Genomic DNA, 24,195 nt, shown 5'->3' with positions numbered 1-24,195 from the left:
CACCAAGGACGCCGACACCATGACGCAAACCCACATCGACATCACCTCGCTCAAGGCCACCGCGCCGAGCGCCCACGCCGCCGCCGAAGCCGCCGCGCGCTGGAAGGTCGCGGACGTCGCCGCGCTTTACGAACTGCCGTTCAACGACCTGATGTTCCGTGCGCAGCAAGTGCACCGCGAGCATTTCGACGCGAACGCCGTGCAGCTTTCCACGCTGCTGTCGATCAAGACCGGCGGCTGCGAGGAAGATTGCGCGTACTGCCCGCAGTCGTCGCATTACGAAACCGAACTCGAAGCGGGCAAGCTGATGGCCGTCGACGCCGTGCTCGACGCCGCGCGCGTGGCCAAGTCGAACGGCGCGACGCGCTTCTGCATGGGCGCGGCGTGGCGCAATCCGAAGGACCGCCATCTTGAGCCGATCAAGGACATGATCCGCGGCGTGAAGGCGATGGGCCTCGAAACCTGCGTGACGCTCGGCATGCTCGAAGATCACCAGGCGAAGGCGCTCGCCGACGCGGGCCTCGACTACTACAACCACAACCTCGACACCTCGCCGGAGTACTACGGCAAGATCATCTCGACGCGTACCTACGAGGACCGTCTGGAGACGCTCGAACGCGTGCGCGACGCGGGCATCAACGTGTGCTGCGGCGGCATCGTCGGCATGGGCGAGTCGCGCCGCGAACGCGCGGGCCTGATCGCGCAGCTCGCGAACATGGAGCCGTATCCGGAGTCGGTGCCCATCAACAATCTGGTGCAGGTGACGGGCACGCCGCTCGAAGGCACCGAGCCGATCGATCCGTTCGAATTCGTGCGCACGATCGCGATCGCGCGCATCACGATGCCGACGGCGATGGTGCGTCTCTCGGCGGGCCGCGAGCAGATGGACGACGCGCTCCAGGCGCTGTGCTTCATGGCCGGCGCGAACTCGATTTTCTACGGCGACCAACTGCTGACGACCAGCAATCCGCAAGCGGAAGCCGACCGCAAGCTGCTCTCGCGTCTGGGCATCACGGCGCAGGCCGCGCAGCATCTGCCCGCCGACGATCATGGTCACGCGCATGGTCACGATCACTCGCACGGCGGCTGCGGCCACTGCGAATAAGCCTGTTTTGAAGGGCTAAAAACACAAACGCCACGCTGAGGCAATCAGCGTGGCGTTTTTTATTGCGCGCTTGAAGTGGCTAGTGCGTGCGCGTCAGGCATACGCCGCGCGTCGGCGACCCGCGAGCACGAGATAGCACAGCGCGCCGACGACCAGCGCGGGCAGCGTCGCGCCCAGATTCGGCAGCCACTGATTGAGCGCGTGATAGGCGCCGATGCCGAGCGCCCACGCGATGAACGCGCTCACGTGCCAGCCGCCCGAATAACCGTAAGCGCCGCTGAGATCGGCGAGTGCGTCGGCGTCGATGCGGCGGCGGCGCACGATGAAGTGATCGGCCAGCACCACGCCGAACAGCGGCGCGAACACCGAGCCGATGAACAGCAGGAAGTTTTCGTACTTCGCCATCGGCACCACGAGGCCGATCAGCGTGCAGATCGCGCCGAACGCCGCCGACAGCCAGGGCACGCTGGCGCGCGTCCAGAACGTGCCGGTCGAGACGGCCGCCGAGTGGATATCGGCGAAGGCGTTGTCGATTTCGTCGATCAGCACCAGCAGCAGCGCGAGACCGCCGCCCGCCTGCGCGAGCGCCGTGGTCAGCAGCGCGTCGCCGCCGCCCGCCGCGAGGCCGTAGATCGCGCCGAGCGCGTAGAACCAGAGGTTCGCGATGCCATAGCCGAACAGCGTGCCGCGGAAGGTTTCGCCCGCCTTGCGGCCGAAGCGCGTGTAGTCGGCGATCAGCGGCAGCCACGAAAGCGGCATCGCCACCACGAGGTCGATCGCGCTGCCGAACGGCATGTCGCCGGTGCCGGGACGCTGCATCAGCGCGTGAATGTCGTGGCGCGCGAGCAGGCTCCACGTGAGCCACGCCGCGCCCGCGAGCAGCAGCCAGATGCCCCAGCTGCGCAGGAAGCGGCGCACGAACGAGAGCGGGCCGCTGATCGCGAGCAGCGTCGCCAGCAAGCCGAAGATCACGGTCCAGACCAGCGGCATCGAGAGGCCGAAGGCCTGCTTGGCGAGCGCGTCGGCGGAATCGCGCATCACGATGATCTCGAACGAGCCCCAGCCCACGAGCTGCACCATGTTGATGACGGCCGGAATCGACGCGCCGCGAATCCCGAGCGTCGGGCGCAGCGAGGACATGGCCGCGAGGCCGGTGTCGGTGCCGATCACGCCCGCGAGCGCGAGCAGCACCACGCCGATCACGCTGCCGATGCCGATGGCGAGCAGCGCGTGCGGCAGCGAGAGGCCGGGCACGAGCAGGGCGCCCGCCTGCGCGACCAGCAGGCCGATGCCGAGCGAGAACCACAGCGCGAAGGCGTCGCCGGTGCGGAACTGGCGGCGCGCGTCGGGCACGGGCACGTTGGGTGCGTAAGTCGAGCCGGCGTCGGCGCCGGCTTGCGAGTCTTGAGTCATGGGAAAGCGTGTCCTCTGTGTCGTATGTTGTCTTTGCTGGCCGGCGGGCGGCGCGTGCTGGCTTCTCAACGCGCGGCGCCGTGCGGCGGCTGACGCGTCGTGCGCGCAAACCGGCGAATCCGCCGCGGTGTCTGTCTCGTGCTTCGCCTTGTCCGATGCGGACCGGCGGCCGTGCGCCCGGCCCGGCCGGGTCTCGCGCGACGGCGCTGGCTGTCATAATGCAGGGCTGGCGCGGCGGCGCGGATTCAGGGCGCGATCAAACTGCAGACCGCGCCGCGCCATCCGCCGCGTCACTTAGCCGACATTATCGCGAAAACGTCATGTTTGAAGAAACCCGTGCCAACGTCCCCCTCGCCGAACGGCTGCGTCCGCGCACCATCGACGAGGTCATCGGCCAGAAGCATCTGCTCGGACCCAACAAGCCGCTGCGCGTGGCGTTCGAGTCGGGCGAGGCGCATTCGATGATCCTCTGGGGGCCGCCCGGCGTCGGCAAGACCACGCTCGCGCGGCTCATGGCCGACGCGTTCCACGCCGAATTCATCGCGCTGTCGGCGGTGCTCTCGGGCGTGAAGGATATCCGCGAGGCCGTCGAACAGGCGCAATTGCACCGCGCGCACGGCCACCAGACGCTGGTGTTCGTCGACGAGGTCCATCGCTTCAACAAGAGCCAGCAGGACGCCTTCCTGCCGCACGTGGAATCGGGCCTGTTCGTGTTCGTCGGCGCGACCACGGAGAATCCGTCGTTCGAGGTGAACAGCGCCTTGCTCTCGCGCGCGGCCGTCTACGTGCTCAAGAGCCTCGACGAAGAGGAGCAGGGCGAACTGCTCGCGCGCGCCGCCGCCGAATTGGGCGGCCTCACGTTCACCGACGAAGCGAAAGCCGCGCTGATCGGTTCCGCCGACGGCGACGGCCGCAAGCTGCTCAACAATCTGGAAATCGTCGCGCGCGCGGCGGCCCAGCAGAAGAAGGGCGAAATCGACGGCGAACTGCTCGGCAGCGCGCTCGCCGAAAACCTGCGCCGCTTCGACAAGGGCGGCGACGCGTTCTACGACCAGATCAGCGCGCTGCACAAGTCGGTGCGCGGCAGCAATCCGGACGGCGCGCTCTACTGGTTCTGCCGCATGCTCGACGGCGGCGCCGATCCGCGCTATCTGGCGCGCCGCATCGTGCGCATGGCGTGGGAGGACATCGGCCTCGCCGATCCGCGCGCCGCGCGCATGACGCTCGACGCCGCCGAAACCTACGAGCGTCTCGGCTCGCCCGAGGGCGAACTGGCGCTCGCGCAGGCCGTCATCTATCTGGCGGTCGCGCCCAAGTCGAATGCGGGCTACAACGCCTACAACGAGGCGCGCCGCTTCGTCGGCAAGGATCAGTCGCGCCCGGTGCCCGTGCATCTGCGCAACGCGCCGACCAAGCTGATGAAGGAACTCGGCTACGGCCACGAATACCGCTACGCGCACGACGAGCCCGACGCCTACGCGGCCGGCGAAACCTATCTGCCGGACGGCATGCGCGAACCGCGCTGGTATCAGCCGACGCCGCGCGGGCTCGAAGGCAAGATCGGCGACAAGCTCGCGCGCCTCGCCGACCTCGACGCGCAATGGCGCGACGAGCATCGCGACGAAATCCGCGAGCGCAAGCGCAAGGGCTGAGGCCCCGGCAAAACGGCGCGCGCGCCACAGCTGCACCGTGCCGCGCGGATTGCCCGCGCCGGTGCGCTAAAATCGCCACTTCATACAACGAAACTGCGTCTCACAATCCCATGCTCGACATCCAGCTGCTGCGCAAAGACCTCGACGGCGTCGCGAAGCGCCTCGCCGACCGCGGCTACACCCTCGACGTCGCGGCCTTTTCCGCGCTCGAAGCGGAACGCCGTGCCATCCAGACCCGTACCGAAGAACTTCAGGCGCGCCGCAACAGCCTGTCGAAGCAGATCGGCGCGATGAAGGGCCGCGGCGAGGACACCTCGGCCGTGATGGCCGAAGTGGGCGGCATCGGCGACGAGATGAAGGCGTCGCAGGTCAAGCTCGACGAGATCCAGTCGAAGCTCTCCGATCTGCTGCTCGGCGTGCCGAACCTGCCGCACGACAGCGTGCCCGTGGGCCGCGACGAAAGCGGCAACGTGGAAGTGCGCCGTTGGGGCGCGCCGCGTGCGTTCGACTTCGAGGTGAAGGATCACGTCGACGTCGGCACGCCGCTCGGTCTCGACTTCGAAACGGGCGCGAAGCTTTCGGGCGCGCGCTTCACGATGCTGCGCGGCCAGATCGCGCGTCTGCACCGCGCGCTCGCGCAGTTCATGATCGACACGCACACGACGCAGCACGGCTACACGGAAACCTACACGCCCTACATCGTCAACCCCGAAATCCTGTACGGCACGGGGCAGCTTCCGAAGTTCGCGGACGATATGTTCCGCGTGGAGAAGGGCGGCGCGGAAAACACCGTCACGCAATATCTGATCTCGACGTCGGAAATTTCGCTCACGAATACCGTGCGCGAGAGCATCGTCGAAGGCAGCGCGCTGCCGATCAAGCTGACCGCGCATTCGCCGTGCTTCCGCTCGGAGGCGGGCTCGTATGGCCGCGACACGCGCGGCATGATCCGTCAGCATCAGTTCGACAAGGTCGAAATGGTCCAGATCGTCGCGCCGGAAACGTCGTACGACGCGCTGGAGCAGATGGTCGTGCACGCGGAAACCATTCTGCAGAAGCTCGGCCTGCCGTATCGCGTGATCACGCTGTGCACGGGCGACATGGGTTTCTCGGCGACCAAGACGTACGACCTCGAAGTCTGGCTGCCGGCGCAGAACACGTATCGCGAAATTTCCAGCTGCTCGAACACCGAAGCGTTCCAGGCGCGCCGCATGCAGGCGCGCTACCGCAACGCGCAGGGCAAGCCGGAACTCGTGCACACGCTCAACGGCTCGGGCCTCGCGGTCGGCCGCACGCTGGTCGCGGTGCTGGAGAACTATCAGGAAGCCGACGGCTCGGTCACCGTGCCGGAAGCGCTGCGTCCGTATATGGGCGGCGTTTCGCGTCTGTCGCTGGACGTTTGATTGCGCTTGATCGGAACATGAACGGGGTCCTGCAGTGCCCTCGAAACTTTTTTCGTAAAAGGGCTTGCAGGATTCAAAATATGTTCTATAATCTTCGCTTCTCTGGTCGCCGACCAAGACCTGAGAAGCAGTAAAAAAGCGGTACCCCGGAGAGGTGGCAGAGTGGTCGAATGTACCTGACTCGAAATCAGGCGTACGGTTTCCCCGTACCGTGGGTTCGAATCCCACCCTCTCCGCCAAATTCTGAAAACCCCTGCATGCTTAACCGCTGCAGGGGTTTTTGCTTTGCGGCGCCTGTTTTTTGGTGCCCATTTGTCGGCGCCGGTTTGTCTCGCAGCGCCGCTTCTCTCTTTTCCCCGAACCTCACACGCCCATATGTCCGCGCCGCTCCAGCGAGCGCAGATACGTGCCCGAGATCGCCGAAGCGCCGTGATGCACGATCTTTTCGTCGATGAGCGCCCATACCGACAGGCCCGCCTCCCGCACGCGCCGGCAGAACGACAGATCCTCGGATAGGTACACGCCTTTCTCGCCGACCGTGTCGAAGAACGCGTGAAAGCGGCCGTCGGGCAGATAGGGCGCATATTGCGCGGGCGGCCGGTAAAGCTGCGTGAGCGGTGCAATCGCGTCGATCGCGTCGCGGCGCACGAGGAAAATGCCCGTGCCGATATGGCTCACCTCGGCCCAGCCGTTCGCGACCGAGCCGTTGCCCTGAGCGTCGGCGAGGATCGCGGTGTTGTACTCCACGGTCTTTTCCTGCCATTCGGCGAGCGACAGGCCCACGTCGTCCGCCGTGATGGTCTTGTTGCGGTCGAAGAAGCGATACGGGCACGCGATCCCGGCAACCGGCTTGTTGCCCGCGAGCAGACGCGGAATGGCGTCGCGCGAAAAATCCATGTCCGTGTCGAGAAACAGGATGTGCGTGAACTCCGGATGGCTCAGAAAGTAATTCGCGAAGAAATTGCGCGCGCGAATGATGTGCGACGAGGCCGTGTGGATGTACTCGAAGCGCACGCCGGTGGACTTGAACGTCTCCATCAGGCGCGCGAGCGCCATGGCGAAGTCGAGGTGCACCGAGTTGTCGTAGGTGGGCAGGGCGATCAGTACGTTGACCGGCGCTGCCGTTGCCGTCTGCGCTGCGGGGGAGAGTGTGGATGAATCCATGGGATGGTGTTCCGCGTATGTCGTTGTAAGATATTTCCCATTCTTGAGGGCGGCTTGCGCGCGGACAATCGGACAGTTCCGAATGTCCGCCGGCCGGAGCGCGGCAGCGCCCCGGTACAATGTGCCTTTGCTCCTTTGTATGCGCGGCGGATCGCCCTGGCGGCGCCGCGCTCACCTGGTTCTCAGATGGCTATCACCTACAAGTCCGCGGACGACATCGCGCGTCTGCGCATCTCGGGCCGCCTCGCCGCCGACGTGCTCGCCATGATCGGCGAACACGTCAAGCCCGGCGTTTCCACCGACGACCTCGACGCGATCTGCAACGACTTCATCGTCAAGACGCTCAAGGCCGTGCCGGCCAATGTCGGCTACCTCGGTTTCCCGAAGACGATCTGCACCTCGGTCAATTCGGTCGTCTGCCACGGCATTCCGAACCGCAACGAAGTGCTCAAGGACGGCGACATCATCAACATCGACGTGGCCGTGATCAAGGACGGCTATTTCGGGGACACGAGCCGCATGTACACGGTCGGCACCCCGAGCACGGTCGGACGCCAGCTGATCGACACGACTTACGAGGCGATGCTCGCGGGTATCCGCGAGGTGAAGCCGGGCGCGACGCTCGGCGACGTGGGCCACGCGATCCAGAAGCGCGCCCAGGCCGACGGTTTCTCGATCGTGCGCGAGTATTGCGGCCACGGCATCGGCAAGGTCTATCACGAGGAGCCGCAGGTGCTGCACTACGGCCAGCCGGGGCAGGGCCTGCGCCTGAAGCCGGGCATGGTCTTCACGATCGAGCCGATGGTCAACGCGGGCCGCGCCGGCACGGCGGTGCAGCGCGACGGCTGGACGGTCGTCACCAAGGACCGCTCGCTCTCCGCGCAATGGGAGCACATGGTCGCCGTCACCGACGACGGCTACGAACTGCTCACGCCCTGGCCGGATGGCACGGGCAGCTACGAAGCGCCGTGATGGCAGGGATGCGGCCGCTCGGCCGCTCTGTCAAGTGCGCGATGAAGTTCCGCACAGATCGCGCTCGGGGAACGTTTTCGTCAAATAAGGATTTGACTCTCTGGCCAGTTCGGTTAAAGCTACGCGTTAGTGCTTTATTGGGGTTTACGACTGCATGAGTCCGTCACTGACCGTTCGCCGTATCGCTGCCGATCAGGGTGCCGTGCTCCGCGAGCTTCGTACCGCTTCGCTGCGCGACGCGCCTTATGCGTTCGGCGACTCGCTCGAAGACGCGCTGTCCGCCGATGCAGCCGTCTACGACGCGGCGGCCGCGCGTCACGCCGATTCGCATGCCGCCACTTCGTTCATCCTCTACACCGAGGGGCATCCGGCGGGGCTGATCGGCGCGAATTTCGAGAGTGCGCCGGCGCGCCGTGCGTTCGTGTTCGCGCTGTGGGTGGCGCCTGCCGTGCGTCATCTGCGTGGCGGCGAGCTGCTGTTGAACGCCGCGCTCGAATGGCTCGTGAGCGAAGGCGCGACGCAGGTCTATGCCTGGGTCACCGATTCGAACACCACCGCCATGCGCTTTTACGAGCGTCTGGGCTTCGGGCCCACGGGCGATCACGCGCGCAGCCAGCACTCGCCGGAGCAATGGGAGACGCTGCTCGTGCGCGACGTGTCCGATCCGGCGCAGCACGCGTCGGCGCAATGACTGAATGACGCCGCGCGTCGGCTGGCTTTTTTTCGCGGGTCTTGCGCGGTTTTTTCTGTCAGCTTCCCTGCTGTCTTTTCTGTCGTCGATTCAGCCGTGACGCGCCGCCGTCGCGCCGTGCGCCACTGCGCGCGAGCGCAGCGGTGGCGGCACGGCGTCCGTCGCGACATCATTCGCGGCGTTGTTCTCGCCTCGACCCCTTGCCGCAGCATGCCGAGCCATTAAAAATGATGGCCGTGCGCGTCGGCGCCTGTAAAATACGCAAAATTTTTCGCCGATCGCCATGTCGCCCAGGAAATCGCCATATTTTGAACTGAAGAGCGGTTCAGTCGATACGCTTCTGTTCGTGGTCAAAACGACTGAACTCGATGCGATGCGCGCCGAACTCACGCGGCGCTTCGAGGCGACCCCGGAGTTCTTCGCCAACGATACCGTGGCTATCGACATCCGCCGCCTGGCCGATGGCGAGCAGGTCGCGCTCGGCGACATCGCCCGTCTGCTCGAAAGCGTGCGCATGCGTCCCGTGGGCGTGGTCGCGCAAGCCGCCCAGCACGGCTGGGCCGCCGAAGCCGGACTGCCGTTCCTCGAAGCGCGCGACAAGCGCGGCGCCCACGCGAAGGGCGGCGCCGATGCCGACACCAGCGCGGAGCAGGCCGCCGCGCCGCAGGCAGAAGCCGCCAATGTCCCGGCCGCAGCCGACAAAGGCGCCGCGCAGCCTGAACTCTTTCCCACCACGACGACCGCAGAAGATGCGGCCACGGAAACGCTGGCGGAAACCCCGTCGCGCAACGCGCCCAAGGAACCCACGCTGGTGGTCGACCGTCCGCTGCGTTCGGGCCAGCGCGTCTACGCCAAGGGCGACCTCGTGGTGCTCGGCATGGTGTCGAACGGCGCCGAGGTGATCGCCGAAGGCAACATCCATATTTACGCGCCGTTGCGCGGCCGCGCGCTCGCGGGCGTGCACGGCAATCACGACGCACGCATTTTCTGCACGAGCCTCGAAGCGGAACTCATTTCGATCGCGGGCATCTACCGTACCACTGAAGTTCCACTCGCCGACGACGTGCGGGGCAAGCCGGCGCAAATCCGGCTCGACGAAGAAAAGCTGTTGATCGAACCGTTGAGGCTCACCTGAGTCGCCGCTCGCGCACCCGTGTGGCAGGCGGGGCGCTCACGAGCGGCACGCGATGAGACCAAACTGAGAAACTGACGAACGCAAGGTAAGGGAATGGCAAAAATCATTGTGGTGACTTCGGGCAAGGGTGGCGTCGGCAAAACGACCACGAGCGCGAGTTTCGCATCGGGCCTCGCGTTGCGCGGCCACAAGACCGCGGTCATCGACTTCGACGTGGGCCTGCGCAATCTCGACCTCATCATGGGTTGCGAGCGCCGCGTCGTGTACGACCTGATCAACGTGATCCAGGGTGAGGCGAACCTCAATCAGGCGCTCATCAAGGACAAGAAGTGCGAAAACCTGTTCATCCTGCCCGCCTCGCAGACGCGCGATAAAGACGCGCTCACGAAGGACGGCGTGGAGAAGGTGATCGAGGACCTGCGCAAGATGGACTTCGAATACATCGTGTGCGATTCGCCCGCGGGTATCGAGTCGGGCGCGATGCTGGCGATGCACTTCGCCGACGAAGCGCTCATCGTGACGAATCCTGAAGTGTCGTCGGTGCGCGACTCGGACCGTATTCTCGGCATGCTGTCGTCGAAGACGAAGCGCGCGATCGAAGGCAAGGAACCGATCAAGGAGCACCTGCTGATCACGCGTTACAGCCCGAAGCGCGTCAACGAAGGCGAGATGCTGTCGCTGTCGGACATCTCGGAGATCCTGCGCATCGACCTGATCGGCGTGATTCCCGAATCGGAAGCCGTGCTGCACGCGTCGAATCAGGGCCTGCCGGCCGTCCATCTCGACGGTACCGACGTCGCGGAAGCGTACAAGGACATCGTGTCGCGTTTTCTCGGCGAGGAGAAGTCGCTTCGTTTCACCGATTACCAGAAGCCGGGGCTCCTGCAGCGCCTGTTCGGTAGCAAGTAAGGGAGGCGCACGTCATGTCGTTTCTTTCGTTTTTTCTCGGCGAGAAGAAGAAGTCCGCCTCGGTAGCGAAGGAACGCCTGCAGCTCATCATCGCTCACGAGCGCGCAGGCGGCCATCCGCCCGCCGATTATCTGCCGGCTCTCCAACGCGAACTGGTCGCGGTGATCTCGAAGTACGTGAAGATCTCCGACGACGATATCCGCGTGAGCCTCGAACGCCAGGACGATCTCGAAGTCCTCGAGGTCAAGATCGAGATTCCGCAAGCCTGATCGCAGGCACGGCGCGCGGCCTCATGGCGCCGCGCGCATCTCAATTTGCAGGGCGGCGGTGCGCGTGGTGAACGGCGCCGCCGGCCGCTTTATCAGCGCCTCGCGCCGCTGGTTTTCTGCCGCTTCGCCCCTTCCCGACCCGAACGAAATATTCGGTTTCACTTCACCCTGAGCGGTTACACGACCGTTGTCAGCGCGGCGTCGCGCTCGCGCATTGAACCGGTAACGCCACTCATGGCGTCTTACTCAAGGGTGATCAACATGAAGAATTCGCTCCGCCTGCTCGTCGCCAAAACTGCCATCGTCGTCGCGGGCGCTTGCGCCGTCGCTGCGCCGGCGTTCGCCGAAGTCATCGTCGTTGCGCCGAGTGCGCCGCCCGTCGAGCGCGTCGAGGTCGTGCCCGCGCCGCGCGTCGGCTACGTCTGGGACAAGGGCCACTGGCGCTGGGATCACGGCCGCTACGTCTGGATCGGCGGCCACTGGCAGGCCGAGCGCGTGGGCTATCACTGGGTGCCGGGCCACTGGATCGCGCACGGACCGAACTGGCGTTGGGTCGAAGGCCACTGGGCCGCTTGAGGCGCACGCGCTTCGTGATCCACTGACGTTCGCCGACGTCGCGCCATTCACGGCGCAGCGAGCCCGGCGCGCGGCAGCGGTGCGAGTTTTCGCCCGTTGCCGTGCGCCGGGCTCGTTGCATTATGCGGGCGTGTCGAGTGCGTGCCCGCCGCGCGGGCAGGGCGCCGAGGACGCCGCGCGAGCCGCGTCGAGCCTGCCATTCAGACCCATCATCAAGCCCCGCTGGCAAGCCCGGCAATTAGGGCAGGGAAAGCCTGCGTATTCCGACGCGGATTCCGTCACTCGCATCAGGCTTCGTCCGTTAAAATCTCGGAAAAACGCAGGCAAATCACTGAATTGGGCCTTCGCCGGTCCGCAGCACAATGAAACGAGTCTTGATTGTCAAGGTGACCTCGCTCGGCGACGTCGTCGAGGCCCTTCCCGTGGTGGCCGATGTCCAGCGCGCTTACCCTGGCGTGATCGTCGACTGGGCCGTCGACGACGCCTTCGCGGAAATCGTGCACTGGAACGCGGGCGTCGACCGCGTGCTGTGCGCGCCGTTGCGCCGCTTCAAGAAAGCGCGCAGCTGGAACGATCTCAAATCGATCTGGCAGTCGATTTCCGAACTGCGCGCGCATCGCTACGACGCCATCATCGACATTCACGGCGTCTACAAGAGCGCGATCATCGCGTTTCTCGCGCGTGGGCGCCGCCGCTTCGGCTATCTCGCGAAGGATCTCGGCGAGCGCGGCGCGGCGTTTGCGTACAACGGCCGCTTCGGTCCGCGTCCGCAATGCGATGCGTGGCTCGGCATGCGTATCAGCACGGGCGAGGCGCTCGGCTACACGATCGACACGCCGCCCGATTTCCAGATGCGCATTCCGCGCGACGGCAAGGCGCTGCCCGCGCCCGATGCGCCTACCGCGCTGATCTTCCACGCCACTTCGAAGGAAGAGAAGAAGTGGCCCGTCGAGCATTGGGTCGAGCTGTGCCGCGCGCTGATCGCGCGTGGCCTGCGTATCGAGCTGCCCTGGGGCTCGGACGCCGAGCATGACACCGCGCGTGAGATCGCGGCGCTCGTGCCCGGCGCGACGATCCTGCCGCGCCTCACGGTCACGCAGGTCGCGCAGCGCATCGAGGATTCGGCGCTCGTCGTGGGCACCGATACCGGCTTCGTGCACCTCGCCCACGCGCTGCTCAAGCCGACCATCATGATCTTCATCGCGACCAATGCCGAGCACCTCGGCGTGCGTGCGCCGCATCGCTCGATCTCGATCGGCGACGGTCATCACGTGCCGCCTGTTTCGGTGGCGATCGACGCCGTCGATCGCGTGTATCCCGCGCGCGATGCGGACGGCGCGCTGAAAGATCCGCGCGCGTCGAACGTCTGATTTTTAGCGGCTGTTTTTAACGGTCCTCCGCGGCATTTTTCTCGCGGTTTCCCGGCGCGCGTTCATCGCGCGCCGGCCGCTTTTGCACGATGCCTCGCGCGTCGTTTCGCATGCAGCGTCGCGTGTTTCTCCACGCTTTCTGCACGCGTTTTCCACGCCTTTTCCGCGCGTTTCTCATTACGAGGTTGTTAAAAGTGTCGTGCCTGTGTTGCACTCGGCGCGGCGCGCGCGCCTGTCCGCGTGCGAATGCGCGCGTGCTGTAACACGGGCCACACCGCTGCTTACAAATTGCAACGCCTGCGATGCGCGCCGTCGTGTTCAATGCAAACCGTCCGCAGTACGCGATTCCTCAAGCGGAACGCGCCGGACGCAAGACATTGACTCGATGGGAGAACGAAGTGAAACGATTGACGCTTACCCTGATCGCAGGTGCACTCTTCGCGGCGTCGCTGAGCGGATGCATCGTGGTGCCGCCGGGCGGCGGCTATGGCGGCGGCTACCATCACGGCTACTACTACCGTTGAGCGCGACGGGCGCGGTGCCGATGCAGGCGGCGCGCTCAGGCCAGCAGCATTTCGACGGTGATGACTGCCGCGATGGCCGCGGCGTTGGCGACCAGGGCTTCGAGGACCACCGCGCGCCACGTTCGCGTACTCAGACGGAAGGCCAGGATCAGTGAGATGCCCAGCGCGAGCGCGATCATCAGGACGATATCGGCGTTGCTCAGATGCAGGTTCATCGTTGGCCTCCCTGGCGCGGTCGCGCGGACGGTGTTGATGCCTCGTCATCGAGTATAGGCACGCGGCGCGCGGGCCCAAAGTGAACACAATCACCCACAAGAAAAAAGCGGAATCCGATGACCGGATTCCGCTTTTTTGTTTTTGGCTTCGCTTTCGGCTTGCCGGTTCAGCGCATTACGTCAGCGACGTATGGCGCGTTTCGCGCATGCAGAGCACGCCGACGAGGCTCACGCAGGCCGCGATCGACACATAGGCGCCGACCCACGACAGACCGCCGCGCGCGGCCAGCACCTGCGCGATATACGGCGCAACCGACGCGCCCAGGATGCCGCCGAGGTTGTAGGCGACGCCCGCGCCCGTGTAGCGCACGCTGGTCGGGAACAGTTCGGGCAGCAGGGCGCCCATCGGCGCGAAGGTGGCGCCCATCAGGAACAGCTCGATCACGAGGAACAGCAGCACCAGCGGCAGCGAGCCGCTGCCGAGCAGCGGCTGCATCGTGAAGCCCGAGAGTATCGCCAGAATGCAGCCGACGATCAGCACCGGCCTGCGGCCGAAGCGGTCGGACAGCGCCGCCGAAATCGGCGTGGCGATACCCATGAACACCACCGCGATGCAGAGCATGCCGAGGAAGGTCGGACGCGGAATATGCAGCGCCGTCACGCCGTGCGAGAGCGAGAACACCGTCGCGTTGTAGAACAGCGTGTAGCAGACCACCATCGCCAGCGCGCCGAGGATCGTCGGCCACCAGTAGCTCGACAGCAGCGTCGCGACCGGCACCTTGACGCGCTCCTCGCGCTCGACGGCCGCCTTGAACGCGGGCGTTTCGGCGATCTTCAGGCGCACGTACAGGCCGAGCGCGACGAGCACCGCCGAGACGATGAACGGCACGCGCCAGCCCCAGTCGCGGAACTGCTGGTCCGAGAGCGTCGAGGCGAGGCCGAAGAACAGGCCGTTCGAGGCGAGAAAGCCCACCGACGGGCCGAGCTGCGGGAACATGCCGAACCAGCCGCGCTTGCCTTGCGGCGCGTATTCGGTCGCGAGCAGCGCCGCGCCGCCCCATTCGCCGCCGAGGCCGATGCCCTGGCCGAAGCGCAGCACGCACAGCAGGATCGGCGCGAGGCTGCCGATCGAGTCGTAGCCGGGCACGAAGCCGATCAGCGTGGTCGAGACGCCCATCACGAGCAGCGAGGCCACCAGCGTCGATTTACGGCCGATGCGGTCGCCGAAATGGCCGAACAGGAACGAGCCGATCGGACGCGCGACGAAGGCGATGCCGAAGGTCACGAACGCCGACAGCGCCTGCGCCGTCGCCGAGCCGTGCGGGAAGAACACCGGGCCGATCACGAGCGCGGCGGCCGTTGCGTAGACATAGAAGTCGTAAAACTCGATCGCGGTGCCGATAAAGCTCGCGAAAATCACGCGCGCCGTGCTTTGCTGGCGGGCGTCGGGCTGGTCGGCGCTCGCCGACGAGAGCGGGGAGGTGGACATCGGGGTCTCCAGTCGTTGTGACGCGCGCTGACGCGCTTTCCCCGCCGGGCCGAGGGCGGCGGCGAGGGCGCAAGGCGCGGCGCGGGCGTCTTTGTGCAGGTTTCGAAGTCCGGCGGGCGGGCGCGGATGCCGAGGCGGCACCTTGGGGCGACATGCTTGAGCCGGCAACGAATCGTCAGTATGCATCGCGCAGCGTCAGCTGTGCGCGCGAAGGCGTGGACCGTCCGGCGCGCGCGGATAGGCGCGGGCACGATGCAGATACGGTCGAAGCGCGCTTCGGCGCGGCGCGGGTGGCGACGGACGAAGGCGTGGCCGGGCAGATGCCGGCGAGGGGTAGCGAAAAATTATAACGAGCGGGCGCGCCGCGCAGCAAGGCACATGCAAGCGTGGCGCGGGCGCGTCGAAAGGCGCGCTCGCGGGCGTAGTGGACGCTCGGTTGAAGCTCGGTCGACGCTCAGTTGAAGTTCTGCGCTTGCGGCGAGGCGAGCGTGCGGAGCTGGAACTTGCCGTTGTCGTTGAACAGCCAGTCCTCGAACAGCTCGATCTGGCCGGCCGAGTCGAGCAGGCGCGGCGGCGGCGGCGGCAGCGGCGTCGCGTGACGCAGCGTGGCGAGCGCGGTGGATTCGGCGTCGTCGTCGCCATTGGTGCGGAACACCGACGACTTGACCACCTGGCCCTCGCGATTGACCGTGAACGAGACGACCACGAGCGAACGCAGCATCGCCTGCGGCGTGCCGTGCAGCACCGCCGACGGATTGCGCTCGACGATGCGTTTCGCCACGGCCGCCTTGTATTGGTCGAGCGTCGTGCTGTTGATGGCTTCGGGAGGAATCACGAGCAGCGGTCGAGGCGGCGGCGTGATCGTGCAGGCGCTCGCGAGCGCGAGCAGCACGATTGCACTCAGACGCCGCAGCGGCGCTGCGTGTGCGATGTGAGCGATGTTCAGTCGGGAGGCGCTCGCGGTGTGATCACCGCTGCGCGTGCGGACGCGGATGAGCATGTTTGCCAGGCTCGAATGCGAAACCAGATTCGAGCTTAGTCGAAACGGTGCGGGATGCAATCCGAACTCTCCCGCGCAAGGGCGGGAAGCTGGCGGGTTGTGTGCGGCTGGGCGCTTATCGGCTGCCGCGTTTATTCGACGGGGAATTGCGCGCAGGGGTCCGCGGTCACGGTCGCGCAGGCGTACGAGTATTCGCCGCTCTTGAGGAACAGCTCCTTGCCGACTTGCACGTTCGCGCGCAGATCGGGCGAGCTTTCCCAGGCGATGTAGCCCGAGCACATCACGGCAGACAGAACGACGAACGAAAAGGCCAGCTTTTCAAAGACTTGGTAACGGTGCGGCATGGTGAGCAATCCCCTGAACAGGCGATAGTTTACCGCAATACTAGGGTTTTCACCTAGGGTTATGCCAGGGTTCTGGCATGGTGTATGAAATGGGCGAATTAGTTATTCGACCCTTAAAATGGAATCGACGTACGCGGGCCGTTGTCGAGCGAGGCTCGATGAGCGATTGAGGCGTTGTGTGTCGGGCGTGTCGGGAATTTTTCAGCCGCGTTGCGCGGATCTGAGAGCGAAGCGTCGGTGCCGCGAAAAGGGCGCCGGGCGTTCGCGATGAGGCGTGCGAGGGTCGCTGGCGGAGGCGGTGAGATTCGAACTCACGGAAGGGTTACCCCTTCGCCGGTTTTCAAGACCGGTGCATTCAACCACTCTGCCACACCTCCGAAGGCGCGCATTGTAACCTGGAATGTGCGCGCGCCGGCAGCCTCGCCGGCGGCGCGCACCGAAATGCGCATTGGAACCTCGGCGCGAACTCAGGACCCGTCCTTGAGAAACAGCTCCTGCAGATCGTTGAGAAAACGCTGACCCAGCTCGGTCGGCACGATCTTCTCGTAATCGCGCGTGATCAGCCCGCGTTTTTCCGCTTCCTGCAATTGCGGTTCGATCGTCGTGATCGGCAAGCCCGTGCGCTCGATGAAGCGATGCACCGGAAAGCCTTCCACGAGCCGCAGCGCGTTGAGCATGAACTCGAACGGCAGATCGCGCGCGCCGACCTCGTGTTCTTCCTGCACCGGCGAGCCCGCGCGCGCCTGCTCGATGAAGGTCGACGGATGCTTGTAGCGCATCTGCCGCACGATGCGGTTCGGGAACGACAGCTTCGTATGCGCGCCCGCGCCGATGCCGAGGTAATCGCCGAAACGCCAGTAGTTGAGGTTGTGGCGGCTCTGATGGCCGGGCTGCGCATACGCCGACACCTCGTAGCGCCCATAACCCGCCTCGGCCGTGCGCGCGTGAATCCACTCCTGCATGTCCGCGGACTGGTCGTCGTCGGGTAGGGCAGGCGGAAACTTCGCGAACAGCGTGTTCGGTTCCAGCGTGAGGTGATAGAGCGACAGATGCGGCGGCTTGAACGCGAGCGCCGTTTCGATATCGGCCTGACATTCGGCGAGCGTCTGCTGCGGCAGCGCGAACATCAGATCGAGATTGAAGTTGTCGAAGGTCTTCGCCGCGACTTCCACCGCGTGGCGCGCCTGCGCCGCGTCGTGAATGCGCCCGAGCGCCTTCAGATGCGCCTCGTTGAAGCTCTGGATGCCGACCGACAGCCGGTTCACGCCGCTCGCGCGGAACTGTGCGAACTTGTCCGCCTCGAACGTGCCCGGATTGGCTTCGAGCGTGATTTCGGCGTCGGCGTCGAGCGGCAGCAGCGCGCGCACGTCGGAGAGCAGGCGGTCGAGCCCTTTCGCCGAGAGCAGGCTGGGCGTGCCGCCGCCGATGAAGATCGTGTGCACCTGGCGGCCCCAGACGAGCGGCAGTGCCTGTTCGAGATCGGCGCGCAGCGCGTCGAGGTAATCGTCCTCGGGAAAGCGATCGCCTTTCCATTCGTGCGAGTTGAAATCGCAGTACGGGCACTTGCGCACGCACCACGGGAAATGCACGTAAAGCGAAAGCGGCGGCAGCGATGTGAGGCGGATGCTGCCCGGCATCGTGAACGACTTCACGACTTCGATGCCGATGCGGTGCTGCTGGCTCACGCTAGCTCCTCGAGGCGCGCGAGCAGGGCGCGCAGGGCGATCGCGCGATGGCTCGACGCGTTCTTGAGCGCCGGATCGAGTTCGGCGGCGGTGGCTTCGAGGCCCGGGATGTAGAAGTACGGGTCGTAGCCGAAGCCGTTCTCGCCGCGCGGCGCGTCGATCACTTCGCCGTGCCAGCGGCCTTCGGCGATCAACGGTTCGGGGTCGTCGGCGTGGCGCACGAGCGCGAGCACGCAGTAGTAATACGCGCGGCGGTCGGCGTGTTGCTGCAGATTCGCGACGAGCAGCGCGTTGTTCGCGGCATCGCTTTTCTCGCCGCCCGCACGCTGCGCGTAGCGCGCCGAATACACGCCCGGCGCGCCGCCCAGCACGCGCACGCAAAGGCCGGAATCGTCGGCGATGGCGGGCAGGCCGGTCAGCTTCGCGGCGTGGCGCGCCTTGGCGAGCGCGTTCTCCACGAAGGTGACGTGCGGCTCCTCGGCTTCGGGCACGCCAAGCTCGCCTTGCGTCACGAGTTCGATGCCCGCCGCGCCGAGCAGCGCCGCGAATTCACGCAGCTTGCCGGCGTTGTTCGAGGCCAGCACGACGCGGCCCGACAGGCCGCCCTGGCCAGCGGTATCAGCCATGTGCGATCTCCAGCGCGGCCTTTTGCTTCTCGATCAGCGTGCGGATGCCGCCTTGCGCGAGGTCGAGCAGCGCGTTGAGTTCGTCGCGCGAGAACGGCGCGCCTTCGGCCGTGCCTTGCACTTCGACCATGCCGCCCGAGCCCGTCATGACGACGTTCATGTCGGTGTCGCATTGCGAGTCTTCGGCGTAGTCGAGGTCGAGCACGGGCAGGCCTTCGTAGACGCCGACCGAGATCGCCGCCACGTAGTCGGTGATCGGCGAGCGTTCGATGCGGCCCGTCGCGAGCAGCTTCGAGACGGCATCGTGCGCCGCGACGAACGCGCCCGTGATGGCGGCCGTGCGCGTGCCGCCGTCGGCCTGCAGCACGTCGCAATCGAGGTTGATGGTGCGTGCGCCGAGCGCTTCCAGATCGAACACCGCGCGCATCGCGCGGCCGATCAGGCGCTGGATTTCCTGGGTGCGGCCCGTCTGCTTGCCGCGCGCGGCTTCGCGGTCGCTGCGCGTGTGCGTGGCGCGCGGCAGCATGCCGTATTCGGCGGTGAGCCAGCCCTGGCCCTTGTCGCGCAGGAACGGCGGCACGCTTTCCGAGACGCTCGCGGTGCACAGCACCTTGGTGTCGCCGAATTCGACGAGCACCGACCCTTCTGCGTACTTCGTGAAATGGCGGGTGATGCGGACGTCGCGAAGCTGGTCGGCGGCGCGGCCGGAGGGGCGCTGGATGGATTGGGTCATCGTCGGGCGTGCGGGGGCACGGCAAAGGAAGGGGAAAACGCAATTTTAGCGCCTTCGCACTGTGGGCGCGGGGCGCGGGTTCCGGCCCGGCGGGGCCGGTTCCGCGCCGCACGCCGCCGCGGCTGGCTGGCGGCCCGCCGCTGGGCCGGCCGGCGGACCCCGCCGAACGGGCGGGCGCGCGGCCAAAAATGGGATAATGGCGATTCTCCGCCCCGCGTCATCGATTGCACGAGTCCACGCCGGGCGCCTCGATTTTTCCTCGCCGTGAGCCGCGCCCGTCATCGGCGCGCCGCATGGCTTTTACGCGAGACGAACCATGATCTACAGCATGACCGGCTATGCCAGCGCCACGCGCGAACTGGTGGCGGCATCGGGCACTGGCGGCGCCAGCGTGTCCGTCGAACTGCGCACCGTGAATTCGCGCTTTCTCGACCTGAATTTCCGCATGCCGGAAGACGTGCGCGTGTGCGAACCCACGCTGCGCGAAATGCTGATGACGAAGCTCTCGCGCGGCAAGGTCGATATCCGCATCAACATCCAGCGCAGCGAGCAGGGCGCCAACGCCGGCTCGCTGAACCGCGACGCGCTCGAACAACTCGCCTCGCTCGAACGCGCGGTGCTCGACGCGTTTCCCGAGTCGGGCCGCCTGCGTACCGGCGAGATCCTGCGCTGGCCGGGCGTGCTGGCGGAAAGCGGCGTCGCACCCGAAGTGCTGCGCGACGCGGTGCTCGGCTGCGGCAAGCAGGCCATCGCGGATCTGATCGATGTGCGTGGCCGCGAAGGCGCGCAACTCGCGAACATGCTGCTCGCCAACGTCGCCGAGATGGAAGCGATCGTCGCAAAGATCACGCCGCTCGTGCCGGACCTGATCGTCAAGCATCAGCAGAAGATCGTCGAACGTCTGCAGGAAGCGCTCGGCATCGCCGCGCCGGAAGCGAACGGCAACGGCAACATCGGCAGCGTGTCGCGCGAGGAAGTCGCCGAACGCATTCGCCAGGAAGTGACGATGTACGGCATCCGCATCGACATCACCGAAGAACTCTCGCGCCTGTCCGCGCATCTTTCGGAAACGCGTCACGTGATCGAGAAGGGCGGCCGTGTGGGCAAGCGTCTCGACTTCATGATGCAGGAGCTGAACCGCGAAGCGAACACGCTCGGTTCGAAGGCGGCGGCCAAGGAACTCGCCGACGCGTCGATGACGCTCAAGCTGCTCATCGAGCAGATGCGCGAGCAGGTGCAGAACCTCGAATAAAACGTGCGCGCGGCAACATGTGCAAGCGCGCGTAAAGACGTATAAGCACGCATCAACACGCAGTAACACAGCAGCAAAACAGGAAGCAACGAACATGACCGACCAGACTAGCGGCGCCGGTGCGCACAAGTCCGAAACGAAACCGCGCAATCCGTACGTGGGCGTTTATCCGGGCAATCTCTTCATGGTGGTCGCGCCGTCGGGCGCGGGCAAATCCACGCTCGTGAACGCGCTGCTCGCCGAAGACAGCGCGATCTGTCTGTCGATTTCGTACACGACGCGCGAGCCGCGTTCGAAGGAGCGCGACGGCGAGCACTACCACTTCACGACCGTCGACGATTTCCTTTCGCGTCATGCGCAAGGCGAGTTCCTCGAAAGCGCGGAAGTGCATGGCAACTACTACGCGACGTCGCGCGTGTGGATCGAAGATCAGATGAAGATCGGCCATGACGTGCTGCTCGAAATCGACTGGCAAGGCGCGCAGCAGGTGAAGAAGCAATTCCGCAACGCCGTGGAAATCTTCATCCTGCCGCCGTCGCTCGATGCGCTCGCCGACCGTCTGCGCAAGCGCGGCGAGGACGAGCCCAACGTCATCACGCGACGCCTGCTGGCAGCGGGCAGCGAGATGGCGCACGCGAGCGAAGCGGAGTACGTCGTGATCAACGAGAACTTCGATCGCGCGCTGCAGGAGCTGCGCAACATCGTGAGCGCGACGCGTCTGCGCTTCACGTCGCAATACGCGCGGCACACCGAGCTGTTCGTGCAGCTTGGTATCCATCAGCCGCAGCCCGGCGCATCGGGCACATAAGGTAGAATAAGAACCTGTGAGAATGAGAAGGAACCCGACATGGCCCGCATCACCGTCGAAGACTGTCTGAAACAAATTCCGAACCGTTTCGAACTGGCGCTTGCCGCAACGTATCGCGCACGTCAGCTCGCCCAAGGTCACACGCCGAAGATCGAAAGCCGCGACAAGCCGACCGTCGTCGCGCTGCGCGAGATCGCGTCTGGCCAGGTGGGTCTGGAAATGCTGAAAAAGGTGCCCGTTTAACGGCGCCTTGCTGTACCCATACGTCGTGTAATTCGTGCCGGGCGGCGTTTGCCGGGCATTGCTCTCGCGCTAACCGCTAACGCCTGACCTGAAACGGAGGGGAACATGAGCACCACGCCCTCGCCGGCCACCGACGTGGACCAGGAAGCGGAAGCCGCGAACCCCGCGCGCAATTACATCGACGCGGTCCTCGAACAGTCGTTTCGTCATCTGTTCGGGCCGACCGCCACACCGGAGCAGCCCCGCAAGCACGGGGTCGTCTCCATCGCCAATCTGACCGCAGCGCTTTCCGGTTACCTCACACCTGAGGAAATCAAGGAAGTCAAAGCGGCGTTTCACTTCAGCGACGAAGCCCACCTCGGGCAGTATCGTCAGAGTGGCGAACCCTACATCACGCATCCCGTCGCCGTCGCGGAAATCTGCGCCGGCTGGAAGCTCGACGCCCAGGCCATCCAGGCGGCGCTGCTTCATGACGTGATCGAAGACCAGGGCGTGACCAAGGCGGAGATCGCCGAGCGCTTCGGCGCCAAGGTCGCGGAACTGGTCGACGGCCTCTCGAAACTCGACAAGATGGAGTTTCGCAATCGCGAGGAAGCGCAGGCGGAGAACTTCCGCAAGATGCTGCTCGCGATGGCGCGCGACGTGCGCGTGATTCTCGTGAAGCTCGCCGACCGGCTGCACAACATGCGCACGCTGGGCGCGGTGCCGCCCGAAAAGCGCCGCCGCGTGGCGCGCGAGACCATCGATATTTACGCGCCCATCGCGCACCGGCTCGGCCTGAACAACACGTATCGCGAGTTGCAGGATCTGAGCTTCCAGAACTTCAACCCGAACCGCTACGCCACGCTTGAAAAAGCGGTCAAGGCCGCGCGCGGCAACCGGCGCGAAGTGGTCAGCAAGATCCTGGAAGCGGTGCAGCGCGCGCTCGGCGACGCGAAGCTCGACGCCGAAGTCACCGGCCGCGAGAAGACCATCTTCAGCATCTACAAGAAGATGCGCGACAAGCAATTGTCGTTCTCGCAGGTGCTCGACGTGTACGGCTTTCGCGTGGTCGTCGAGTCGGCGCTCGAATGCTATACGTGCATCGGCGCGCTGCATGCGCTCTACAAGCCGGTGCCGGGCAAGTTCAAGGACTACATCGCCATTCCCAAGGTGAACGGCTATCAGTCCTTGCACACCACGCTCGTCGGCCCGTTTGGCGCGCCTATCGAGTTCCAGGTGCGCACGCGCAAGATGCATGAGATCGCCGAGGCGGGCGTGGCCGCGCACTGGCTCTACAAGAACGGCGGCGCCGACCTGAACGACGTACAAAAGCGCGCGCATCAGTGGCTCAAGTCGCTGCTCGACATCCAGAGCGAGGCGGGCGATTCGAGCGAGTTCCTCGAACACGTCAAGATCGACCTGTTCCCGGACGCCGTCTACGTATTCACGCCGAAGTCGAAGATCATGGCGCTGCCGCGCGGCGCCACGGCGCTCGACTTCGCGTATTCGATCCACAGCGACCTGGGCAACCAGTGCGTCGCCGTGAAGATCAACAACGAGCTGCTGCCGCTGCGCACCGAGCTCAAGAGCGGCGATATCGTCGAAGTGATCACCGCGCCGTATTCGAAGCCGAATCCCGCGTGGCTCGGTTTCGTGCGTACCGGCAAGGCGCGCTCGGCGATCCGTCACTACCTGAAGACGATGCGGCTCACGGAGTCCGTGCAGCTTGGCGAGCGTCTCGTCGACCAGGCGCTCAAGGGCTATGGCTACCAGCTTTCGGAGATCACGCCGGAAGTCTGGGAAAAGCTCGTGCAGTGGACCGGCAACAAGAATCGCCAGGAAATTTTCGCGGACATCGGCCTTGGCCGACGCGTGGCGGCGGTCATGGCCAAGCGCATCGAGGTGCTGGTGACCGGCCTCGACGCCGACGACGAAGACCATCACCATGCGCCGCGCGATCCGAACGCTCCGCATGCGCCGCCTGTGGTCATCACGGGCACCGAAGGCATGTCGGTGCAGCTTTCGGCCTGCTGCCGTCCGATTCCGGGCGACGACATCATGGGTTACATCGGCATCGGGCTCGGCATGGCGATCCATACGACCGACTGCCGCGTGGCGCAGCGCATCCATCGCCGCGATCCGGGCCGCTGGATCGACGTCGCGTGGGCGCCGCAGCCTGGTCGTCTGTTCGACGTTGCCGTGAAGGTGCTCGTGAAGAACACCAAGGGCGTGTTCGCGCGCGTGGCTGCCGACATCACGTCCGCCGACGCGAACATCGTGCACATCGCCATGGACGACGATCTCGCGCAGGAGTCGAACATGCTGCGCTTCGTGATCCAGGTGAGCGACCGCGTGCACCTCGCGAACGTCATGCGCCGCGTGCGCACGAACCCGGACGTGATGCGCATCACGCGCGAGCGGCCGAGCGACGAAGGGCATCATCGTCACGACGGCGGCATGCGCATCGACCGCGAACGCGCCGATTACTGACTTCGGCGTTTGACTGGCGCTTAGGTGGCACTTAGGTAGCGCTTAACCAGCCTGTGACCAGCGTTTAACGACAGGCGAGCCGCTCGCCCGCGCGCGCCGGCAGGAACGGGCCGCAGCACGGGCCGCCATCTTCGCGGCGCCTGGG

24 protein-coding genes and 2 tRNA genes are annotated in these 24,195 nt (G+C 65.6%); 16 read left to right on the top strand and 10 right to left on the bottom strand.

Annotated elements, in window-relative coordinates; all coding sequences use genetic code 11:
- The first annotated feature begins 19 nt into the window (after window positions 1-19).
- Window positions 20-1,105, top strand: a complete 1,086-nt coding sequence (bioB, locus tag U4Y88_RS08310) for a biotin synthase BioB (protein WP_176080785.1) — start codon at window positions 20-22, stop codon at window positions 1,103-1,105.
- 93 nt (window positions 1,106-1,198) lie between these two features.
- On the opposite strand, the gene cytX is transcribed toward bioB, so the two are convergent.
- Window positions 1,199-2,518, bottom strand: coding sequence for a putative hydroxymethylpyrimidine transporter CytX (cytX, locus tag U4Y88_RS08305; protein WP_321783312.1), 1,320 nt, complete (start codon window positions 2,516-2,518; stop codon window positions 1,199-1,201).
- A gap of 320 nt (window positions 2,519-2,838) precedes the next feature.
- Here cytX and U4Y88_RS08300 point away from each other — a divergent pair, with 320 nt between their 5' ends.
- The 3 genes from U4Y88_RS08300 (at window position 2,839) to U4Y88_RS08290 (ending at window position 5,812) form a co-directional block, all read left to right on the top strand.
- Window positions 2,839-4,170, top strand: a complete 1,332-nt coding sequence (locus U4Y88_RS08300) for a replication-associated recombination protein A (protein ID WP_321783310.1) — start codon at window positions 2,839-2,841, stop codon at window positions 4,168-4,170.
- A 110-nt stretch (window positions 4,171-4,280) separates the two neighbouring features.
- Entirely contained in the window at window positions 4,281-5,573 is a 1,293-nt protein-coding gene (gene serS / locus U4Y88_RS08295) for a serine--tRNA ligase (protein ID WP_224004321.1), read from the top strand.
- Window positions 5,574-5,721: 148 nt separating this feature from the next.
- Window positions 5,722-5,812 (top strand) — tRNA-Ser (locus U4Y88_RS08290).
- 124 nt (window positions 5,813-5,936) lie between these two features.
- Here the strand turns inward: U4Y88_RS08290 and U4Y88_RS08285 are convergent.
- A complete protein-coding gene (locus U4Y88_RS08285; protein WP_321783308.1) occupies window positions 5,937-6,737 on the bottom strand; it encodes a hypothetical protein in 801 nt (266 codons plus the stop codon).
- Window positions 6,738-6,923: 186 nt separating this feature from the next.
- Here U4Y88_RS08285 and map point away from each other — a divergent pair, with 186 nt between their 5' ends.
- From map to U4Y88_RS08245, 8 genes are all read left to right on the top strand, one after another.
- Window positions 6,924-7,709: a type I methionyl aminopeptidase gene (map, locus tag U4Y88_RS08280; protein ID WP_224004317.1), complete on the top strand. Its 786-nt coding sequence runs from the start codon at window positions 6,924-6,926 to the stop codon at window positions 7,707-7,709.
- Between the two features lie 154 nt (window positions 7,710-7,863).
- Entirely contained in the window at window positions 7,864-8,400 is a 537-nt protein-coding gene (locus U4Y88_RS08275; protein WP_224004314.1) for a GNAT family N-acetyltransferase, read from the top strand.
- Window positions 8,401-8,683: 283 nt separating this feature from the next.
- Complete coding sequence (gene minC, locus U4Y88_RS08270; protein ID WP_224004311.1) at window positions 8,684-9,535, top strand: septum site-determining protein MinC; 852 nt, start codon at window positions 8,684-8,686, stop codon at window positions 9,533-9,535.
- Window positions 9,536-9,628: 93 nt separating this feature from the next.
- Window positions 9,629-10,444: a septum site-determining protein MinD gene (minD, locus tag U4Y88_RS08265; RefSeq protein ID WP_224004310.1), complete on the top strand. Its 816-nt coding sequence runs from the start codon at window positions 9,629-9,631 to the stop codon at window positions 10,442-10,444.
- A gap of 14 nt (window positions 10,445-10,458) precedes the next feature.
- Window positions 10,459-10,713 (top strand): cell division topological specificity factor MinE, encoded by a 255-nt coding sequence (minE, locus tag U4Y88_RS08260; protein WP_028215841.1) that lies wholly within the window; start codon window positions 10,459-10,461, stop codon window positions 10,711-10,713.
- A gap of 261 nt (window positions 10,714-10,974) precedes the next feature.
- Window positions 10,975-11,289, top strand: a complete 315-nt coding sequence (locus U4Y88_RS08255; protein ID WP_224004307.1) for a YXWGXW repeat-containing protein — start codon at window positions 10,975-10,977, stop codon at window positions 11,287-11,289.
- A gap of 362 nt (window positions 11,290-11,651) precedes the next feature.
- Entirely contained in the window at window positions 11,652-12,659 is a 1,008-nt protein-coding gene (gene waaC, locus U4Y88_RS08250) for a lipopolysaccharide heptosyltransferase I (protein WP_321783306.1), read from the top strand.
- A gap of 302 nt (window positions 12,660-12,961) precedes the next feature.
- The gene (locus U4Y88_RS08245; RefSeq protein ID WP_224004674.1) at window positions 12,962-13,183 is read left to right on the top strand and encodes a hypothetical protein; all 222 of its coding nucleotides are present in this window, start codon (window positions 12,962-12,964) and stop codon (window positions 13,181-13,183) included.
- Window positions 13,184-13,218: 35 nt separating this feature from the next.
- Here U4Y88_RS08245 and U4Y88_RS08240 read toward each other — a convergent pair whose 3' ends face one another.
- From U4Y88_RS08240 to rph, 8 genes are all read right to left on the bottom strand, one after another.
- Complete coding sequence (locus U4Y88_RS08240) at window positions 13,219-13,398, bottom strand: hypothetical protein (protein ID WP_310634124.1); 180 nt, start codon at window positions 13,396-13,398, stop codon at window positions 13,219-13,221.
- Between the two features lie 175 nt (window positions 13,399-13,573).
- A complete protein-coding gene (locus U4Y88_RS08235) occupies window positions 13,574-14,887 on the bottom strand; it encodes an MFS transporter (RefSeq protein WP_224004285.1) in 1,314 nt (437 codons plus the stop codon).
- A gap of 454 nt (window positions 14,888-15,341) precedes the next feature.
- A complete protein-coding gene (locus U4Y88_RS08230) occupies window positions 15,342-15,887 on the bottom strand; it encodes a TonB family protein (RefSeq protein WP_321783304.1) in 546 nt (181 codons plus the stop codon).
- 131 nt (window positions 15,888-16,018) lie between these two features.
- Window positions 16,019-16,231, bottom strand: coding sequence for a hypothetical protein (locus tag U4Y88_RS08225; protein WP_224004279.1), 213 nt, complete (start codon window positions 16,229-16,231; stop codon window positions 16,019-16,021).
- A gap of 287 nt (window positions 16,232-16,518) precedes the next feature.
- Window positions 16,519-16,608: transfer RNA gene (locus tag U4Y88_RS08220), tRNA-Ser, on the bottom strand.
- A gap of 90 nt (window positions 16,609-16,698) precedes the next feature.
- Window positions 16,699-17,868 (bottom strand): radical SAM family heme chaperone HemW, encoded by a 1,170-nt coding sequence (gene hemW, locus U4Y88_RS08215; protein ID WP_224004647.1) that lies wholly within the window; start codon window positions 17,866-17,868, stop codon window positions 16,699-16,701.
- A gap of 44 nt (window positions 17,869-17,912) precedes the next feature.
- A complete protein-coding gene (rdgB, locus tag U4Y88_RS08210) occupies window positions 17,913-18,542 on the bottom strand; it encodes an RdgB/HAM1 family non-canonical purine NTP pyrophosphatase (protein WP_310634122.1) in 630 nt (209 codons plus the stop codon).
- Window positions 18,535-19,275 carry a ribonuclease PH gene (gene rph, locus U4Y88_RS08205; protein ID WP_224004273.1) on the bottom strand — a complete coding sequence of 247 codons (741 nt, stop codon included), beginning with the start codon at window positions 19,273-19,275 and terminating at the stop codon, window positions 18,535-18,537. The genes rdgB and rph overlap by 8 nt, the downstream gene beginning before the upstream one ends.
- Window positions 19,276-19,591: 316 nt before the next feature.
- On the opposite strand from rph, the gene U4Y88_RS08200 reads away from it, so the two are divergent.
- The 4 genes from U4Y88_RS08200 to U4Y88_RS08185 all read left to right on the top strand — a co-directional run bounded on the left by U4Y88_RS08200 (window position 19,592) and on the right by U4Y88_RS08185 (window position 24,050).
- Window positions 19,592-20,527 carry a YicC/YloC family endoribonuclease gene (locus U4Y88_RS08200; RefSeq protein WP_224004270.1) on the top strand — a complete coding sequence of 312 codons (936 nt, stop codon included), beginning with the start codon at window positions 19,592-19,594 and terminating at the stop codon, window positions 20,525-20,527.
- A gap of 94 nt (window positions 20,528-20,621) precedes the next feature.
- The gene (gene gmk, locus U4Y88_RS08195; RefSeq protein ID WP_224004267.1) at window positions 20,622-21,335 is read left to right on the top strand and encodes a guanylate kinase; all 714 of its coding nucleotides are present in this window, start codon (window positions 20,622-20,624) and stop codon (window positions 21,333-21,335) included.
- A gap of 39 nt (window positions 21,336-21,374) precedes the next feature.
- Window positions 21,375-21,578, top strand: a complete 204-nt coding sequence (rpoZ, locus tag U4Y88_RS08190) for a DNA-directed RNA polymerase subunit omega (RefSeq protein ID WP_027817423.1) — start codon at window positions 21,375-21,377, stop codon at window positions 21,576-21,578.
- Window positions 21,579-21,683: 105 nt separating this feature from the next.
- On the top strand, window positions 21,684-24,050 hold the full coding sequence (locus U4Y88_RS08185; RefSeq protein ID WP_321783302.1) for a bifunctional (p)ppGpp synthetase/guanosine-3',5'-bis(diphosphate) 3'-pyrophosphohydrolase: 2,367 nt from the start codon (window positions 21,684-21,686) through the stop codon (window positions 24,048-24,050).
- Window positions 24,051-24,195: the final 145 nt, after the last annotated feature.

The organism is Paraburkholderia sp. J94 (assembly GCF_905220285.1).
Lineage (GTDB): Bacteria > Pseudomonadota > Gammaproteobacteria > Burkholderiales > Burkholderiaceae > Paraburkholderia > Paraburkholderia tropica_A.
Note: the sequence above shows the minus strand (reverse complement) of the source record. Positions and strands in the feature narration are given on the sequence as shown.

Bases quoted from the DNA above. Each gene is read 5' to 3' on its own strand.
- bioB (WP_176080785.1), top strand. From the start codon at position 20: ATGACGCAAACCCACATCGACATCACCTCGCTCAAGGCCACCGCGCCG.
- cytX (WP_321783312.1), bottom strand. From the start codon at position 2,518: ATGACTCAAGACTCGCAAGCCGGCGCCGACGCCGGCTCGACTTACGCA.
- U4Y88_RS08300 (WP_321783310.1), top strand. From the start codon at position 2,839: ATGTTTGAAGAAACCCGTGCCAACGTCCCCCTCGCCGAACGGCTGCGT.
- serS (WP_224004321.1), top strand. From the start codon at position 4,281: ATGCTCGACATCCAGCTGCTGCGCAAAGACCTCGACGGCGTCGCGAAG.
- U4Y88_RS08285 (WP_321783308.1), bottom strand. From the start codon at position 6,737: ATGGATTCATCCACACTCTCCCCCGCAGCGCAGACGGCAACGGCAGCG.
- map (WP_224004317.1), top strand. From the start codon at position 6,924: ATGGCTATCACCTACAAGTCCGCGGACGACATCGCGCGTCTGCGCATC.
- U4Y88_RS08275 (WP_224004314.1), top strand. From the start codon at position 7,864: ATGAGTCCGTCACTGACCGTTCGCCGTATCGCTGCCGATCAGGGTGCC.
- minC (WP_224004311.1), top strand. From the start codon at position 8,684: ATGTCGCCCAGGAAATCGCCATATTTTGAACTGAAGAGCGGTTCAGTC.
- minD (WP_224004310.1), top strand. From the start codon at position 9,629: ATGGCAAAAATCATTGTGGTGACTTCGGGCAAGGGTGGCGTCGGCAAA.
- minE (WP_028215841.1), top strand. From the start codon at position 10,459: ATGTCGTTTCTTTCGTTTTTTCTCGGCGAGAAGAAGAAGTCCGCCTCG.
- U4Y88_RS08255 (WP_224004307.1), top strand. From the start codon at position 10,975: ATGAAGAATTCGCTCCGCCTGCTCGTCGCCAAAACTGCCATCGTCGTC.
- waaC (WP_321783306.1), top strand. From the start codon at position 11,652: ATGAAACGAGTCTTGATTGTCAAGGTGACCTCGCTCGGCGACGTCGTC.
- U4Y88_RS08245 (WP_224004674.1), top strand. From the start codon at position 12,962: ATGCGCGCCGTCGTGTTCAATGCAAACCGTCCGCAGTACGCGATTCCT.
- U4Y88_RS08240 (WP_310634124.1), bottom strand. From the start codon at position 13,398: ATGAACCTGCATCTGAGCAACGCCGATATCGTCCTGATGATCGCGCTC.
- U4Y88_RS08235 (WP_224004285.1), bottom strand. From the start codon at position 14,887: ATGTCCACCTCCCCGCTCTCGTCGGCGAGCGCCGACCAGCCCGACGCC.
- U4Y88_RS08230 (WP_321783304.1), bottom strand. From the start codon at position 15,887: ATGCTCATCCGCGTCCGCACGCGCAGCGGTGATCACACCGCGAGCGCC.
- U4Y88_RS08225 (WP_224004279.1), bottom strand. From the start codon at position 16,231: ATGCCGCACCGTTACCAAGTCTTTGAAAAGCTGGCCTTTTCGTTCGTC.
- hemW (WP_224004647.1), bottom strand. From the start codon at position 17,868: ATGCCGGGCAGCATCCGCCTCACATCGCTGCCGCCGCTTTCGCTTTAC.
- rdgB (WP_310634122.1), bottom strand. From the start codon at position 18,542: ATGGCTGATACCGCTGGCCAGGGCGGCCTGTCGGGCCGCGTCGTGCTG.
- rph (WP_224004273.1), bottom strand. From the start codon at position 19,275: ATGACCCAATCCATCCAGCGCCCCTCCGGCCGCGCCGCCGACCAGCTT.
- U4Y88_RS08200 (WP_224004270.1), top strand. From the start codon at position 19,592: ATGATCTACAGCATGACCGGCTATGCCAGCGCCACGCGCGAACTGGTG.
- gmk (WP_224004267.1), top strand. From the start codon at position 20,622: ATGACCGACCAGACTAGCGGCGCCGGTGCGCACAAGTCCGAAACGAAA.
- rpoZ (WP_027817423.1), top strand. From the start codon at position 21,375: ATGGCCCGCATCACCGTCGAAGACTGTCTGAAACAAATTCCGAACCGT.
- U4Y88_RS08185 (WP_321783302.1), top strand. From the start codon at position 21,684: ATGAGCACCACGCCCTCGCCGGCCACCGACGTGGACCAGGAAGCGGAA.